Below are 15746 nucleotides of genomic sequence, written 5' to 3' on the forward strand. Positions count from 1 at the left end.
TTATAAGATATAAAAAATAAGTTTCAATAGGAGAATAGCATGATTCGTCAGTACTGGAAAATAATTACTTTGGTGTTTGTTTTATCCATTTTTATTTCATCGACAAGCTTGCGTGCTGAAATGAAGATCACCTTAAAAGATGGAAAAGTTATAGATGTACCTGTTTCGGAAGATAGTGTTGAATCAATCTCTTACGACAATTCAAAAGATAACACCGAGGATGCGGAACAACCTGTCTTTGCGAAAAATTCAATTAGAATTGAAAGTGCTAAATACGGTAATGTTAGTTTTGAACTTGGTAATGAACTTGGTTATAAGCAGTATTTTTGTGATGCAAAAGGTGCTCTGGTTGAACTTTGTGATGGAACAAAAGCCTGTAGGATAATTGTTGGTAGTAAGATTTGCGGAGATCCTTATCCTGGAAAAGGTAAATATTTGTATGTTGAATATTCATGCGGTGAGAAACTTAAACGGGCCAAAAATACACAAACAGAAATTATGAAATTAAAGTGCCCTTAAATTAAATATATCATTCCTTTTGGGCCTCTTTTTTGCATGTAAATGCAGGTATGGAAAAATAATCCCTATCGGAGGTTTCTTATGAGGAAGGTTATTGCTTTGGGATTAGTTTTTCTAAGTGGTGCGTTGCTTTTTAAATCTGGAATGAACGTTTATTCTTCTCTTAGCCCGAGTCATATTGAAATTCAGCGAGTTGCCGAATTTGATAGAATTGAAGGCAAAAATTGTCCTTTATTTTTTCCGAAGGGGCAATAAAAGGGACGGCTAACTGGAATTATAATTTATAAGGCAGAGCAACCTATTTTTTCACATTATGTGAGTTTTAAAGGCGTATCAAATTAATCTTTGATGCGCCTTTTTTTTGTTAACTTTTGATGACTACTTTGTGTAATGAAAGATTTATGTTTAACTAAAACAAGGAAAACATCTATCTGTTTTGGTCAGTGTCATTGTGTGAGGAAAGGTTTTGTACGTATTATTAAAGTCGGCCTGAAATATTCATTTTACAGGAACTTTAATACATAATTAAGTTTTTTATCAGAGGCTTTTATGACTTTAGGGTATGCTTTTATAAAACCACTTGCTGCCTTTTTGTTGCTCGTGGCTTTTACTATTGTGTGTTGGTTGCTTTTCAATTGGTATAATAGTCCTGATTTTGAGGTAAGTTCTCTTAAGCATGGATCAGTTATAAAGTTTGAAAACGGTATCAATGAAGTTAATGCAAAAAAAGGTAAGTTGACCGTTCTTAGCTATAACCTTGGTTTTGCTGCAGGACCTATGCAAGAGACTTTAGCGGATGATCATCCCGAGTCTTTTTATACAAATAATTTAGATAAATTTATTGAATTAGTTAAATCAAAAGATGTTGATATCCTTTTATTACAGGAGGTTGATTTAGATTCAAAGCGCTCCAGTTATATGGATCAACTGGAGTATATAATGGATCGTCTCGGCTGGGGGTATGCTGCTCCGGTTGTTGATTGGGATTTATACTTTCCGTTTCGTAAAGAACATAAAATAGTTAAGGCTACTGTTGTATTATCCAAGTTCCCAATATCTTCTAATGACTATACTCTTACTTCCTGCAAGCCAAATTTTGATAATAAGTTATTAAATATTTTTTATTATCCGCTTTTGTGGAAATCGACTATGCAGCGTGTTTCCATCTTAGTAGAAGATAATCCTATCGATATTTATAATGTTCACCTTTGTGTATGGAATAGAGCTGCGCGCGTTGAGCAGATTAAATCTCTGTCAAAGTGGATCAACGAGAAATCCTCTGATCGTGCTTTTTTAGTTGCGGGAGATTTTAATTTTCAAGCTTATATACGTGGAACGCCTATTCCATTTGCAGATATGTCCGAGCCTTCCTTTATGAAACATTTATGGGATCAAGTTCCAGAAATTTCTGAATTGTATAGCTCTAAATCTTCTGATGCTAAATCTATTCATAACTATTTTACATTTCCTGAGCGCAGACATCGCTATGATTTTATGTATTACTCTAAAAAAGTTCACTTTTTAGACTCTAATATTATCCAAGACATAGATTCTTCTGACCATTTACCTCTCATTGCAACTTTTAAATTAAAGTAACTTAACCAATGTTAACTTATTGTCGTTATATATCTAATCATTAATCGGGGTGCATGTTTGTTTTTACAATGCAATAAAAATGATACAGTATTCCATAATTACGATTAATAATATTAATGGATAATTCTTAACTGTATTTAATCTATAAATGCGGAGCTTGCATGAAAAGGGTATTCGGCTTGTGTTTAATGGTTGGACTTAGCACGGTTTTGCTTTGTTCTTTTGCACTTGCAGAGGCCGTCGGACCTAAGAAAATTTTCATCGTAAGTAGTTACGCACAAGACAATATTTGCGGACTGCCTCAGTATCAGGGCGTTATTGAAGCTATTGCCGGTGCCGGTTTCCGGATTGATACCGATGTGAAGATTTATTCTTACGCAATGGAAACTAAAAAAGTAAATAATACTCCTGCCTTGATTGATGCACAGGCTGAAATTGTTTTGGCTAAAATAGAGAAAATTAACCCTGATGTTGTTGTTGTTTTGGATGATAATGCATTCAGGGCAGTTGCTTTAAAGCTTGTTGATTCTAAAATAGCGGTCGTGTTTTCGGGGCTTAATGGTCAGCCGGAAGATTACAATGAAATTGTGACGTGGATAGATTCTCGCAGTAAGCCCGGCCATAACATAACAGGCATTTATGAAAAACTACACATCGTACAAGCTTTTAAGGTTCAGAAGAAAATTCTTCCCGATCTAGAGCGAGCATTAATTGTTTCTGACGAGTCTCCCACAGGAAAGGCCGTTTTAAAGGAAGTAAATCTAGAACTTTCAGAGGAAAGTGTAGATGTTTTTTTTGATGTTAAGATTGCCACTTCTTGGGAAGATTATAAGGATATAATATTAAAAAGTTGTTCCAGTCCTGATATAGGTACTATTTATACTGCAGCCACTCTTTTAAAAGACAAGCATGGGCAAGTACATTCCACCTCGGAAATTATTAAGTGGACAGTTGGAAATTGCCTGAAACCAGGTATTCCTATTAATTATTCATTTTCTCGTCTTGGAATGTTTGGCGGGGCCGGAGTAGACTTTATTTCCATGGGGCGGCAAGCAGGCGTCATGGTTGGTCGGATACTAAATGGAGATAAGCCCGGGGACATAGCTATTGAGAATGCTAAACGTTATGGGCTAGTCTTTAATCTTAAGCGCGCTGAAGAACTCGGTATAACCATTCCTAACGACGTATTAATGGCTTCTGACGCAATTTACAGGTAGTTAATTGTCGAAACTTGCTCAAAATATAAAAAGTATAAAAACTTATAGATTGTGTACGCTCTTGGCTGCGGCTATTTGTGGTATTGCGCTACTTTCTGCGCTGTCCATTGGCAGTGTCCTTTCTTATAGTTATTTTAAAAGTCTCAAGGCTGAATTTCATGACCGTGTCAGAGCTGAAGGGGAAGTTCACAGTCTTGAAGTATACAGCTTTTTAAATCGGGCCATGTCTCGGCTTGGCGAGCTTAGTAGGGATAATTCAATTCGAGTTACGATGATGCTCGGAGCAGATTATCCGCTCATTGAAAAGCTTGAAGAGTACGATCAAAGTCCCTTAGGTGTGGATTATTTCATATTGAGAAAAGGTGATGATAAAATTTTTTCATCCACTTCTAAAAAATTCGATAGTGTCCTTGTAAGGCAAGCCCTCGAAAATACACCATATCGCTGCACTTTTTGCCGATCTTCTGACGGTAAATTGGTGACAGTTTTTTCAGTTCCTATTCGTAGCCGGCTGAAAGTTGTCGGTAGCGTTGCCTGTATTGTTGATGCCTCTAAGTCGCGACTTGATTCACTTGTCGATAGCAGTACTGGCGGAAGACTTATTCTATTCAATCAAGGAATCGCATCAGATTTTCTTTCAGGCAAGCCTCTTTCTTTAGAAGTCAATGATGCTATTTCTGATGAAATGGTTCACGCGCGTCTTGGCGATAAACTGGAGGGCGCTCTCTTTCGCAGTTCGCTAGTTCCCGGTCTTTCTTATTTCGTTTCAGATGAGCGTTTGTTCAAAGTCATTTCGAAAGCATTCTATCTTTCACTACCTTTTATTATCATAATTTCAGGGATATGTATGTTTGTGGCGCTCTTTATCAGCCGCAAACTTGGCCAGCCGCTGCAGACTATTACTGAGACTGTAGAGAGTGTTTCAAAGGGGATGGATGTAGCTATCAATGATAAGGATAGCCATATTCACGAGATAGGTACACTTGAGAAATCTTTGTCTTATCTTTTGGAAAGTTTACGTAGGGCAAAGGGGCTTGAGGCTTACCAGTTTTACTTTGATAACGTTAGTGATCTTGTTTGTATTACTGATATTGATGGTCTTTTCATTGAAACAAATGTTCAAATCACTGATCAGTTGGGCTATTCTAAGGAAGAGCTTCTGTCTAAAACTATTTTTGAACTGGTACCTGCGTATGAGCGCGCCTCTTTACGTGCAGTGTTAAGTGATATTTTGGGAGGCAGCGCAACTGATAGTTTTGAATGTTCCATGATTACGAAGACAGGGCGCTCAGTTTACTCTGAAGTTCGTACCCGAAAGATTAAGTACCATGGGGCCGATGTTTTACTCAGTGTTGTTCGTGATGCTACTGACAGAAAAAATGATGAAGAAGAGTTACAGCGTTATGCCGCAGAACTGCTTCGGGCTAATGAAGTGGAGGAGAGAAACTCCGCACATATGGCTGACACTCTTAAGCAACTTGAAGATGCCATGGCTCGTGCTGAGGTTGCAAGCCGAACTAAAAGCAGCTTTCTTGCCCAGATGAGTCATGAGATCCGTACTCCTATGAACTCAATTCTAGGTATGGCGGATATGCTTAGAGAGACTCCGCTTGACGCTGAGCAGAATAGTTATGTGAATATATTTCAGGACTCCGGTGTGGTCCTTATGGATCTTATTAATGATATTCTTGATTTATCAAAGATTGAAGCCGGTGAGCTATCCATAGAAAAAACCGAATTTAACTTGGATCGTCTGGTTGATGAAGTTTCGGGCATTATGTCTGTCACTGCGTGGAAGAAGGGGCTGGATTTAGATTGTCATATAGATCCTTCCGTCCCGTCCCTCTTTGTGGGAGATCCTACAAGAATGAAGCAAATAATTATTAATCTGCTGAGTAACGCAATTAAATTTACAGACATAGGGACTATCAGTCTAGGCATCACCAGTCGATTTGTGGACGATGGCAAAGTGCTTTTAAAGATGGTTGTAACTGATACGGGTATTGGAATTCCAGAAGAGAATGTAGATCTTCTATTTGAAAATTTTACGCAGGCGGATTCCTCTACAACTCGTAAGTTCGGTGGTACCGGGCTGGGGCTTGCTATCACAAAAAATCTTGTAGAACTTATGGGTGGGACTATTTCTGCTTTAAATGGCATTTCGGGCGGTGCGCAGTTTAATGTTGAAGTAGTTGTGCACATGGCAGACAGTCTTGACCTGCAAATGGCAGAGATTGAAAAAGCTGTCCGCGGTAAGACTCTTTTGGTGGTTGACCAGAGCCCGGTTGTTAGAACTTATATTTGTGCATGTTTGGAAAAGTGGGGCGCTGCATGCATTTTGGCAGAGAATGGTATTTCGGCATGTCAGAAGATCAAAAAAACCAATAAAAAAATTGATCTTATAATTATATCAGAGAAATTTGGTGACTCAGATGGACTTGGAGAAGTTGATGCTATCAAAGAATGCATGACTTTTTCTAAGCCGGACGTTTGCCTGCTTTCTTTGTCTCCCGGTGAGAGTTACAGTAGCCCGGTAGTTAATAAATTATTCGGGGTGAAAGGGAGCATTCGCTGGCCCATGACGCGGGGCATTTTGCAATGCGCAATGCTGAATGTGTTGGGTAATGAATCTGTGGAATGTTTGGTAAAAGATCCGGAAGCGATACTTTTACCAACACGAATTCTTTTTGCTGAAGATTCTGAAAGTAACAGAATGCTGGTTGAATTCTATTTGAAAGATACTCCGTTCAAAATCACTTCAGTGCCCGATGGCCGCACGGCTGTAGATATGTATAAGAAGCACAACTTTGACTTGGTGCTGATGGATGTCAATATGCCCGTTTTGGATGGTTATGCGGCAACAAAAGAAATACGGTACTATGAGAGGAAGAACGGGTACCCCAATACTCCGATTGTTATTTTGACAGCGAACGAAATCTCTGAAGATATACAACACCGTATTGAGTATGGATACAATGGTTATATCACAAAGCCGATTAAGAAGATTGCTTTGGTCCGGAATGTTTTGAAATTCACTTCTTAATTGAATCTTTTACAGAATAAATGGGTGGTATATTTAAGCTCCGGAACTTTTGTTTAACCATGCTCCAAGAGCATCCTGCAGAGCAGATGACGCAAGGTGGGCACAGTGTCTTTTATCTTCCGGTATTTTGCCTAGTACCTCTATAATTTCCTCACCGCCTATTTCAGACGCTTCATCAATGCTTTTACCTTTAGCCAGTTCACAGGCTACGTCAGAACTCACGATGCTGGCCCCGCATCCGTCGGTATAAAATGACGCTTCAGATATTTTATCTCCCTCAAATAGAAGAAATATTTTTATGCAGTCTCCGCATGTGCCGGTAACTTCGCCCATTGTATCAGGCTTTTCCATTGTCGCGGCAAAAGATGGATTTTTCCATCTGAGAGTTGTTTCTTCACCGAACATATCTACAGCTGCATCGTCACACTTCTGCTGAATTTCTAATAATAGACTGTCGAGTGGGTCGCTCATTTATGGCTCCTTGTTTATTCTTTTTTGTAGCTACCAAAAAAAAGCGATGCGGGCTATTACAACTATTTTGCTGAAAATTAATGTCTTTCTTGAACGCGTGCTCTTTGATAATAATTAATGAACCAATTTTAAAAATTTAAAATAGATTATCAGGTGTATTCAGAAATGGAATTACGACAGCTTAGATATTTTGTTGCAGTTGCAGAGGAGTTGCACTTCGGACGTGCTGCCCGCAGAGTGCATATCGCTCAGCCTCCTTTTTCACAGCAAATAAAAGGTCTCGAAGAGGAGATTGGCGCAAAATTACTTGAGCGCAATAGTCGTAACGTTCAGCTCACTGCGGAAGGTCAGTACTTTTATGGTCAGGCCGTTTCTATTTTAGCGCAAGCACAAGTTGTTGCTCTTACTGTAGCTAGAATGGCGAAAGGTGAATCTGGCTGCGTGAATGTGGGTTTTATGGAAGTGGCTATGGATAGCCCTTTGCCGGAGGCTATACGGGGTTTTAGGCATAGCTCTCCTGATGTTTCCGTGCAAATCAGCCAACTTGGTGGTTCTGCTCAACTTGCAAAGATCCGTTCTGGGGAACTTGATGTCGGTTTTTCTACCGTTTTCTTGCATGGAATGGATGGACTTGCCTCCATAAGATTGTTTTCAAAAAAACATGCAATTGCTGTCCCTGATGACCATAAATTTGCGCGTGAAAAAAGTTTGTCATTAGAAGATATTGCGGACGAAAAGCTGATATTATTCCCTCGGTCAGGCCAGCCCGATTTGCATGATTCTATAATTAAGGCCTTCAGTAAAAAGAGATTGGTGCCGATAATAAGTCAAGAGGTAGCCGGACTATCTGGAGCCGCTGCTTTAATTGCTTCTGGGATGGGCATTACTTTTTTGCCGGATAGCAGTCGTGTCATCCGGGAGGGGATAACTTTGATTCCTATACGGGATGAATTTCCTACTATGGACCTTTTTATGGTATGGAAGAGGGGAGACCTCTCTAATACCAATAAAGGTTTTATGGAGAGTGTTGCTGACTATTTTTTAAAGTGTACATCTTTCTTTGATGAGATTGGCGAATAACTCGAGCAACATTTATAATTAAGGTCGCACAATGACTGATATTCTTAAGGGTTATGATATATCTTGGGCTCAGTCCGTTACCAGCGTGGATAAAGACGAATGGAACGGGCTTGCAAGCCTTATCGATTTTCCTTTTTTGGAATGGGATTGGTTGCGCCTTCTTGAAGAAAGCGGCAGCATTTGCGCTGAAACTGGATGGCTAAGTGCGCATATGCTTGTTCGTCACGAGGGCAGGCTTGTTGCTGCTGCTCCCTTGTACGTGAGGGATCAAAGTGAAGGCGAATTCATTTTTGATCGGGTTTGGCACGAAGTAGCTCAGAAAGGCGGCATAACTTATTATCCAAAAGTTGTTGGGATGAGTCCTTATACTCCTGCTTCGGGATACCGCTTTTTGATTGCTCCTGATGCTTGTGCGGAGCATCTTGTAAGATTGATTTGCCAGACTTTAGATAGATTTTGCGCAGCCAATGGCCTTGGAAGTAGTGCGTTTAATTTTGTTGATCCAGAATGGACAGCTGAAATGGAAACTCATGGGTATGCTACATGGCAGCATCAAGGATACGTCTGGGAAAATCATAATTACGCAGATTATGATCAGTGGCTGGCGACCTTGAATGGCAATCGCAGAAAAACTGTCCGCCGCGAGAGGAAGTCTTTGAAGGCCGATAATATAAGAATTGAAACCCTCGTGGGGGATGATATCCCCGAAGAATATTTCCCTTTGATGTATGAATGCTATGCCGCAACTAACGATAAATTCGGGGTCTGGAGTTGCAAATTTTTGAATGAACGTTTCTTTGATGGGCTGCAAAAGCATATGCGCAAGAATCTTCTTTTCACTGTTGCGTTTAAAGAAGGAAGTCCCGATCCTATTGCTATGTCGATGTTTGTTTTCGCTGGTGACAGGCTTTGGGGCAGGTATTGGGGATGCTTTGAGGAAGTAAGATTTTTACACTTTGAATTATGCTATTATGCTCCGATCGAATGGGCTATTGCGAATAATATCCGTCTATACGACCCTGGAATGGGTGGTGAACATAAAGCCAGACGCGGATTTTTATCTGCTCCCTGTTACAGTCTTCACAGGTTTAGTGATCCTTCCATGGATTTAACTTTTAAGACTTATATTCTCGAGGTTAATACTCTGGAGAACGGCTATATCAATGAAATGAACGATATGATGCCTATCATTAAAGGCCGCTCGTTAAATCATATCAAGAACGGGTAGTTAATAGAAAAGATCTAACTTTTTGATCATCTTCAGTTACTTTGTCATAGCCCGCAAAGTGGTGGTCTGTTTCGTATGAAATGACTTCCGCGCCAAGTTTTGTAAGTATTCCTTTCATTATATTCTGATCTAATACTTCATCCTGCTCACCGATAAGAGCTAGAACTCCACCTTTATTGATGCCGCCAGCGGTGAGGGCTTCAGTGATTTCTTTTTCGACGCGCGCAAATCTTTCTACATGTTCTTGCTCTATGAGGAGTTGCTGCCCATTTTTAAAGTCATACATTTCACCTACTCTAGATTGGACGAGGGCCGCAGGTGTGAGAGCTGGATTTATCAGTAAAGCCGGAATACCGTGCCTTAAATGCATAACAAGTGCGTAGAATCCGCCCATGGATGAGCCTTGCATTATTATTCGGGCTGATTCGTTTTCGGCAATTATCTTTTCTAGAACCTTCAAACTTTCCTCCGGATCAGTGGGAAGATCCGGGCTAATCAGTTTATGGTTAGGAAAAGATTCAATCAGAGCCTGAGCCTTCGAATTTTGCCCGGATGAACCGAAGCCGTGAATATTCAAAAAAATATTTTTCATTATACTTCCTCCAAGTCCCCATAATGAGTACGGTAATGAGACTTTTAAAGTCAAAGGATAATTGCGCCTTGTGCTGTCTGTCATCTGATAGTAGACGGGGCGGATATTTGAAGGCATAGTCCTTAAGCAATGCTTAGGGTTGCTCAAAAAGCCAATACATTAGGGCTTTGTGGGGAGTTTTTTTGTTAATAGGAGAGAAATGTGGTAAAGGATCATCCCGGGATTGTTTTTTTCAGCGGTGGGACAGCGCTTGCGGGTCTTTCCGGAAGGTTAGCTGATGTTAATCCTGAATGTTCTTATATTATCACCACATTTGATTCCGGTGGCAGTTCTGCCGAACTGAGAAAAACTTTTGATATGCCCGCTGTAGGTGACATTCGCAACAGGCTTATATCGCTGGCAAATTGTGATACCGTTGAGAACTTAGAAATTGTCAGGTTGCTCGCTTATCGCTTTCCTAAATACAGAGATATAGAAGCTCTTAATGGGGAGCTGTTTCATTTAGCCAACGGAACTCATCCGTTAATGGAAAATATTTCAGAAGTGGTTTGTAAAATACTTTCAAATCATTTTACCCGCTTTATAGAACTGTCTGACGGCAGATTTAACCCTGCATATGCTTGTCTCGGCAATATTATTCTTGCTACCGGATATATGATTCATAAGGGGGTATTAGCTCCTCCCATTGCTCAATTTTCCAGACTTATCAGGGCTAGGGGAGTAGTTCGTGCTGCTTCTATGGATAGCGGTCATTTGGCCGTTCGTTTGCTTAATGGTGAAGTTCTTGCTGGGCAGCATTTATTTACCGGCAAAGAAGCCCCGCCTGTTTCGTCTCCCATAGATGGTTTGTGGGCTTGTTCTGGAGTTGAAGATCCATGGCCTCGTTCAGTTCATGCCTCATCGCTTGCTATGATGCTTATCAAAGAGGCCGATGTCATTGTTTATCCCATGGGAAGTTTTTATTCGAGTATACTTGCTTCTCTTCTTCCGAGAGGAATGGGGCAGGCTATATCCAGAAATAATTGCTCGAAAATTTTTATCCCTAATATGGGACATGACCCTGAACTTCTTGGACATGATGTGCCTTTGCAGGTTGAAAAACTGCTAGAAATATTGAGAATGGACAATGCAGCTGAAATTTCAAGTGAGTCCGTTTTATCCATAATACTCATCGATTCTAAAAATGGGAATTACGAGGGAGGGCTGTCGTTAGAAGCTCTTCAAAAACTACCTCTGACAATTATTGATCGTAAGCTTGTTTCTGCAAAAACTGCTCCGCTTATTGATCCAGATTTACTTGCACCAGTGCTTATGGAAATAGCTCAGGATAATTAGTTTATGAATTTGAGTGTTTTTTACATATAATTTTTAAAGTTAATAGGGATCATATATAATATGTATTTGGGCGCTCATATGCCGATTACCGGCGGACTCGATAAGGCTGTTGACAGGATAATGTCTATTGGTGGAACTGCGTTACAGATTTTCACTCACAATCAGAGGCAGTGGAAGGTTAAGCCGCTTGACGATGAATTGGTCGAGAAATTTAAGTCGCGCAGAGCAGAGTGGGGCAATTACCCCGTTTCTGTTCATGATTCCTATCTAATCAATTTAGCTTCGCCCAAACCGGAAAGTGCTGAAAAATCTATTAAGGCTTTTGCTAAAGAACTTACTAGAACTGAACGCCTTGGGATTGAATATGTCGTGACACATCCCGGATCACACCTAGGTTCTGGTAAAGTTGAAGCTCTTGAACGGTATGTTGCTAACCTTGATCAGGCTATAGCTATGTCTGAGACCGAAGAGGTCAGGGTTCTTATTGAGAATACAGCCGGACAGGGAACGAACTTAGGCAGTCGATTTGGTGAGCTGGCTACAATTCTCGAAGATTCCGGCTATACGGAGCGGTTGGGAGTTTGTTTTGATACGTGCCATGCTTTTGCCGCAGGGTACGATTTGCGGACACCTGAAACCTATGAAAAAGTTTTTGAAAGGTTTGATAGTCTCATTGGGCTAGATTTTATACGGTTCTTCCATTTGAATGATTGCAAGGAAGGGCTTGAGAGCAACAAAGATCGCCACGAGAATATAGGTAAGGGGCAGATCGGAATTGAAGGATTCAGATCCCTTCTCAACGACACCCGTTTCTCTACCATTCCAAAGGTCCTTGAGACTCCTAAAGGCGATGATGCTGAATTTGAGGCTGATAGAATGAATCTTGAAGTTTTACGCTCACTTCGCTTAGGTTAGGCTGCACATCAGAGCTTTTTCAGACAAGCTTTAAGAGTTGAAACCCCACAAGAGTGAAACATGTGCAGGGGAATATTGTTTGCCTTTGCATACTTAACGGCGCCTATTTTGGCTGAATGTGATATTTGGTTGGTAAAAATTATTACATGATCTGCCTTCCCCAGCATGGCGGAAACGTTGTTTTCTTTCCCCGTAAAAACTTTAAGCTTAACCCCTTGCTCCTTAGCAGAGGTGATGTAATTCCTTTTTAGCCGATCCATCCCGCCTATAAGAGCTGCACACATAATTTTTCCTCGGTTAACGGTGTCTTTGAGTATATATCTATTGAAAATGAGATTCATTGTCAACAGGTACATGGTAAAAATTTAAACCTGTGGTGTGTGACAAATTATAATGCCTTTTGTCGTTCTTTGGGGTTAAATATAATTATGTTTTTTAGCTTGTTTTATTGTTAACTATAAATTGGTTATGTTTTTTTAAGATGTTACTTTTAAGTAAATAATTTTGTTAGTAGTATAGATAGCAGGGCTCTAATTATTTTATGGTAAAAGATATTAAATACGGAGAAGATCCTCCAAATTATTTTCGTTTCCGGCTATTTTTTATTAGTGCGGTAATCGTTTTTGCAGGGCTTATCGGCTATCTGCTATGGACGAGCTATTGCTCTCAACTCCAAGTAAGGCGGACAGCGAGATCTTTTTTTGTGGGTGAGTCTGCCAAAAGAGCGATGGCTGTGAGCTTTTTCTTTTCCGGGAGAATGACCGAACTTGGTAACCTTGCCACTGATAGTGATATAGTATCTTTAGTAAAAAAGACGGACGTTATTGATTCCGGAGATCTTGAAGAAAATAAACTAATTCAGCTGAGTAGCGTCTGCGATAAAATTTTTGAGACAGTTTATACTAAGTTTTTAGGATTTGAACAGATTTTTGCTAAGATTGCGATTCTCGATGGTCAGGGGAATTTGCTTGCGGATACTGATAGTGAGTGTGTTTTAATTAGCGACAATGATATTTATGCTAAATATGCGTCAAAAGGAAAAGACGTATCATTTAGTGCGGGAAATATCGGTGGTGTATTTTCAATTTTGGTTAGTATGCCTATCGTCGATAATAGTGGGAGTCTCGGTACTGTTGTTGGGTGGGTGAGGGCTGAAAGCCTGTTTGAGAGCCTTCGCGATATGACATCTTCTCCTTCTGTCGGTAGTGATTTCCTCATTGTTGAGGATATCGTTCTGGCAATATCGAGTAGTTCTGCTCTGCAAAGTGGGCAATTGCTTCTTATGGATGTTCTTGGTGGAGACTGGAGTGGAGTTACTCGTCTCGAAGCTGGGAAGTCCGGACGAACAGTGGATTATCTTGCTATATCCTCTCCTGTGAAAAAAACATCGCTCAATGTTGTAAGCTTAGTTGAAGAACAGGAAATTTTCGGGAATATCGACCCTCAAAATCTATTGATGCTTTCAATCGTCCTTTTTCTTTCCATTACAGGTGGCTGTTATTATTTAGTTAGATCAATCATCATGCGTCAGGTCTATGAGACTCGCATTTCTGAAGCAGGCAGACGCGAAGATGCTATCAATAAGCAACGGCTGGTTCTGAAACATGAAGTCGAGGGTAGAAAGCTAGCAGACAGCCTCAGGGTTCAAGCCGAGTCCAGGTACCAAGAGATCTTCGACAATGCTCCGGTGGGCATATTTCAAATTGATTTCGATGGTAGATATTTGACGGTTAACAATGCCTTGATTACTCTTTTACGCTATAATGACGCTGATGATTTGATGAGCTCAGTTACCAGTGTCAGGAATCAAGTTTTTCTAAATAGAGCGGACTGGGATAATATTCTAGGTGAGCTTAAAAGGTCTGGTCAGGTTGTTCGCTATGAAGCCGAATGTGTATGTAAAGATGGCTCCGTACTTTGGACCGCAGGGAACTTACGGCTTGTAAAACCCGAAGGGGAAACCCCAGGGTATATTGAAGGTTTTGTCGTCGATATAAGCTCTCGCAAAAAGATTGAACAAAAACTTATGATTAATCAAAACCGCCTTCGTTCTTTATTTGATAATTCTCCTGTTGCGTTGTGGGAGCTTGATTTTTCAAAGCTGAAAGAGAAGATAGATTCGTGTGATGCTAAAAATACTACGGATATCCGTGGTCGTTTATTCGATTCTATGAATGATGTTCTCCGTAATTTAGGACTGATTAAAATCATATCTGCGAATAACCTTGGCATGGAATTTCTTGGGGTAAAGTCGCGTGAAAGACTACTGGAAACTGGTTTTTCTTCATATCTTTCAGAAAGTTCATGGAAGTATTTCAGAGCAATCCTTCTCGATTTGGTTTCGGGAGTGATGCGTCACCGCAGCGAGTTTTACTATGTTCGCGATGATGGCACAGAACAGTATTTTATTGTTAATTGTACCTTGATCCCGGGATATGAAGATTCATGGAAGAGGGTGCTAGCTACTGTCGAGGATATATCAGAAATTAAGCATATTGAAAAAGAACTGCGCATTAGCAAGGAAGAAGCACAAAGAGCAAACGACGCCAAAGGGCAGTTCCTGGCGAATATGAGTCACGAGTTTAGAACGCCGATGAATTCCATTAAAGGCATGGCTCAACTTGTTGAAACAACGAATTTATCTGCTGAGCAGCGCGAACATATACGTCTCATTAAGTCCTCTGTTGATAGTTTGCTTGTTATCGTAAATGACATTCTAGATTTTTCAAAAATGGGCTCAGGGCATATGGAATTGCAAGCTGAACCTCTTGAATTCCCACCGTTTTTAAAAGAAATGCGTGATGTTATGGACGTAGGGGCTGCTAATAAGGAACTGGATGTTGTCCTTAAGGCTGAGGGGCTTCCTCCTGTTATTGAAATTGACAGCATGAGATTGCGCCAAATTTTGATTAATCTGCTTGGAAATGCGATTAAGTTTACAAGTGAAGGGACTGTGACTCTGACCGTAAAAATGTTGCCTGAAATGACATCTTCCAAAAAGCGTAAAATTTATTTTGAAATTTCAGATACTGGTATAGGCCTTCCTGAGGAGGGAGTTGAATCTCTTTTCAAGTCCTTTGTACAGGCTGACCCTTCAATTACCCGTGAATTCGGTGGTACCGGCTTGGGACTGGCTATATGCCATAGGTTGGTAAGCTTAATGGGTGGGAAGCTGGAAGCAAGGAATAGTCCTGAAGGTGGAGCCGTTTTCTACTTTACATTGCTTGTTAAGGAATGCTTTCAAGAAAATTATTCAGATATCAAAGCCTTGGAACCAGAAAGGTTAGATCAGGTAGCAGACCTGTCAAAAGTAAAAGTGTTAGTTGCCGAAGATAGTAAAATGAACCAGATTCTGCTGCGTAAAATTTTTGAGAAACATAATATTGAGAAGTTTACCATTGTTGAAAATGGCAAAGAAGCTGTTGATGCTTTTATAGCTGAAGAAGATTTTGACATAATATTTATGGACCTTCAAATGCCTGTAATGGATGGCTTTGAAGCTGCTCTTGCTATTCGTAAACTCCATTACCCAGTAAGAATTGTCGCACTTACTGCTAACAATGATGATGATTATTGGTTGCGTTGTAAGCAGTGCGGTATGGATGAGCGTATTACTAAGCCGTTTAATTTTGATGAGCTTCTCGCTGAGCTTGAGAAGGTTGCCTGATTTTTTATTTGTTTGGTAAATATAACTATTTTAAGGTCTTATCTTTTTAAAATATCATTATAAAGAACTGCTTGAAGGTAAGT

General features: G+C 40.2%; 13 protein-coding genes. 10 read left to right on the top strand and 3 right to left on the bottom strand.

Annotated features, from left to right (window positions below; genetic code table 11):
- Positions 1–39: 39 nt before the first annotated feature.
- From BR06_RS0107425 to BR06_RS0107445, 5 genes are all read left to right on the top strand, one after another.
- On the top strand, positions 40–519 hold the full coding sequence (locus BR06_RS0107425; RefSeq protein WP_031481833.1) for a hypothetical protein: 480 nt from the start codon (positions 40–42) through the stop codon (positions 517–519).
- Between the two features lie 81 nt (positions 520–600).
- Positions 601–774 carry a hypothetical protein gene (locus BR06_RS20505; protein WP_169738231.1) on the top strand — a complete coding sequence of 58 codons (174 nt, stop codon included), beginning with the start codon at positions 601–603 and terminating at the stop codon, positions 772–774.
- Positions 775–1068: 294 nt separating this feature from the next.
- Positions 1069–2115, top strand: a complete 1047-nt coding sequence (locus tag BR06_RS0107435; protein WP_031481835.1) for an endonuclease/exonuclease/phosphatase family protein — start codon at positions 1069–1071, stop codon at positions 2113–2115.
- A 161-nt stretch (positions 2116–2276) separates the two neighbouring features.
- Entirely contained in the window at positions 2277–3332 is a 1056-nt protein-coding gene (locus tag BR06_RS0107440) for an ABC transporter substrate-binding protein (RefSeq protein ID WP_031481837.1), read from the top strand.
- Positions 3333–3336: 4 nt separating this feature from the next.
- The gene (locus tag BR06_RS0107445; protein ID WP_235727685.1) at positions 3337–6375 is read left to right on the top strand and encodes a PAS domain-containing hybrid sensor histidine kinase/response regulator; all 3039 of its coding nucleotides are present in this window, start codon (positions 3337–3339) and stop codon (positions 6373–6375) included.
- Between the two features lie 33 nt (positions 6376–6408).
- Here BR06_RS0107445 and BR06_RS0107450 read toward each other — a convergent pair whose 3' ends face one another.
- Positions 6409–6846, bottom strand: a complete 438-nt coding sequence (locus BR06_RS0107450) for an iron-sulfur cluster assembly scaffold protein (RefSeq protein ID WP_031481842.1) — start codon at positions 6844–6846, stop codon at positions 6409–6411.
- A 165-nt stretch (positions 6847–7011) separates the two neighbouring features.
- On the opposite strand from BR06_RS0107450, the gene BR06_RS0107455 reads away from it, so the two are divergent.
- Together BR06_RS0107455 and BR06_RS0107460 are read left to right on the top strand one after the other, a co-directional pair.
- Positions 7012–7926: a LysR substrate-binding domain-containing protein gene (locus tag BR06_RS0107455; RefSeq protein ID WP_031481844.1), complete on the top strand. Its 915-nt coding sequence runs from the start codon at positions 7012–7014 to the stop codon at positions 7924–7926.
- A 31-nt stretch (positions 7927–7957) separates the two neighbouring features.
- Positions 7958–9154, top strand: coding sequence for a GNAT family N-acetyltransferase (locus BR06_RS0107460; protein WP_031481846.1), 1197 nt, complete (start codon positions 7958–7960; stop codon positions 9152–9154).
- Here the strand turns inward: BR06_RS0107460 and BR06_RS0107465 are convergent.
- Positions 9141–9746: a YqiA/YcfP family alpha/beta fold hydrolase gene (locus BR06_RS0107465; protein ID WP_031481847.1), complete on the bottom strand. Its 606-nt coding sequence runs from the start codon at positions 9744–9746 to the stop codon at positions 9141–9143. The two genes, BR06_RS0107460 and BR06_RS0107465, sit on opposite strands and share 14 nt — an antisense overlap.
- A gap of 201 nt (positions 9747–9947) precedes the next feature.
- On the opposite strand from BR06_RS0107465, the gene BR06_RS0107470 reads away from it, so the two are divergent.
- Positions 9948–11081: a GAK system CofD-like protein gene (locus BR06_RS0107470; protein WP_031481848.1), complete on the top strand. Its 1134-nt coding sequence runs from the start codon at positions 9948–9950 to the stop codon at positions 11079–11081.
- A 60-nt stretch (positions 11082–11141) separates the two neighbouring features.
- Positions 11142–11996, top strand: a complete 855-nt coding sequence (locus BR06_RS0107475) for a deoxyribonuclease IV (RefSeq protein WP_031481849.1) — start codon at positions 11142–11144, stop codon at positions 11994–11996.
- 8 nt (positions 11997–12004) lie between these two features.
- Here BR06_RS0107475 and BR06_RS0107480 read toward each other — a convergent pair whose 3' ends face one another.
- On the bottom strand, positions 12005–12280 hold the full coding sequence (locus BR06_RS0107480) for a DUF2325 domain-containing protein (RefSeq protein ID WP_031481850.1): 276 nt from the start codon (positions 12278–12280) through the stop codon (positions 12005–12007).
- Positions 12281–12537: 257 nt separating this feature from the next.
- Here BR06_RS0107480 and BR06_RS0107485 point away from each other — a divergent pair, with 257 nt between their 5' ends.
- The gene (locus tag BR06_RS0107485; protein WP_051676965.1) at positions 12538–15663 is read left to right on the top strand and encodes an ATP-binding protein; all 3126 of its coding nucleotides are present in this window, start codon (positions 12538–12540) and stop codon (positions 15661–15663) included.
- Positions 15664–15746: the final 83 nt, after the last annotated feature.

It is taken from the genome of Maridesulfovibrio frigidus DSM 17176 (assembly GCF_000711735.1).
Classification (GTDB): domain Bacteria; phylum Desulfobacterota; class Desulfovibrionia; order Desulfovibrionales; family Desulfovibrionaceae; genus Maridesulfovibrio; species Maridesulfovibrio frigidus.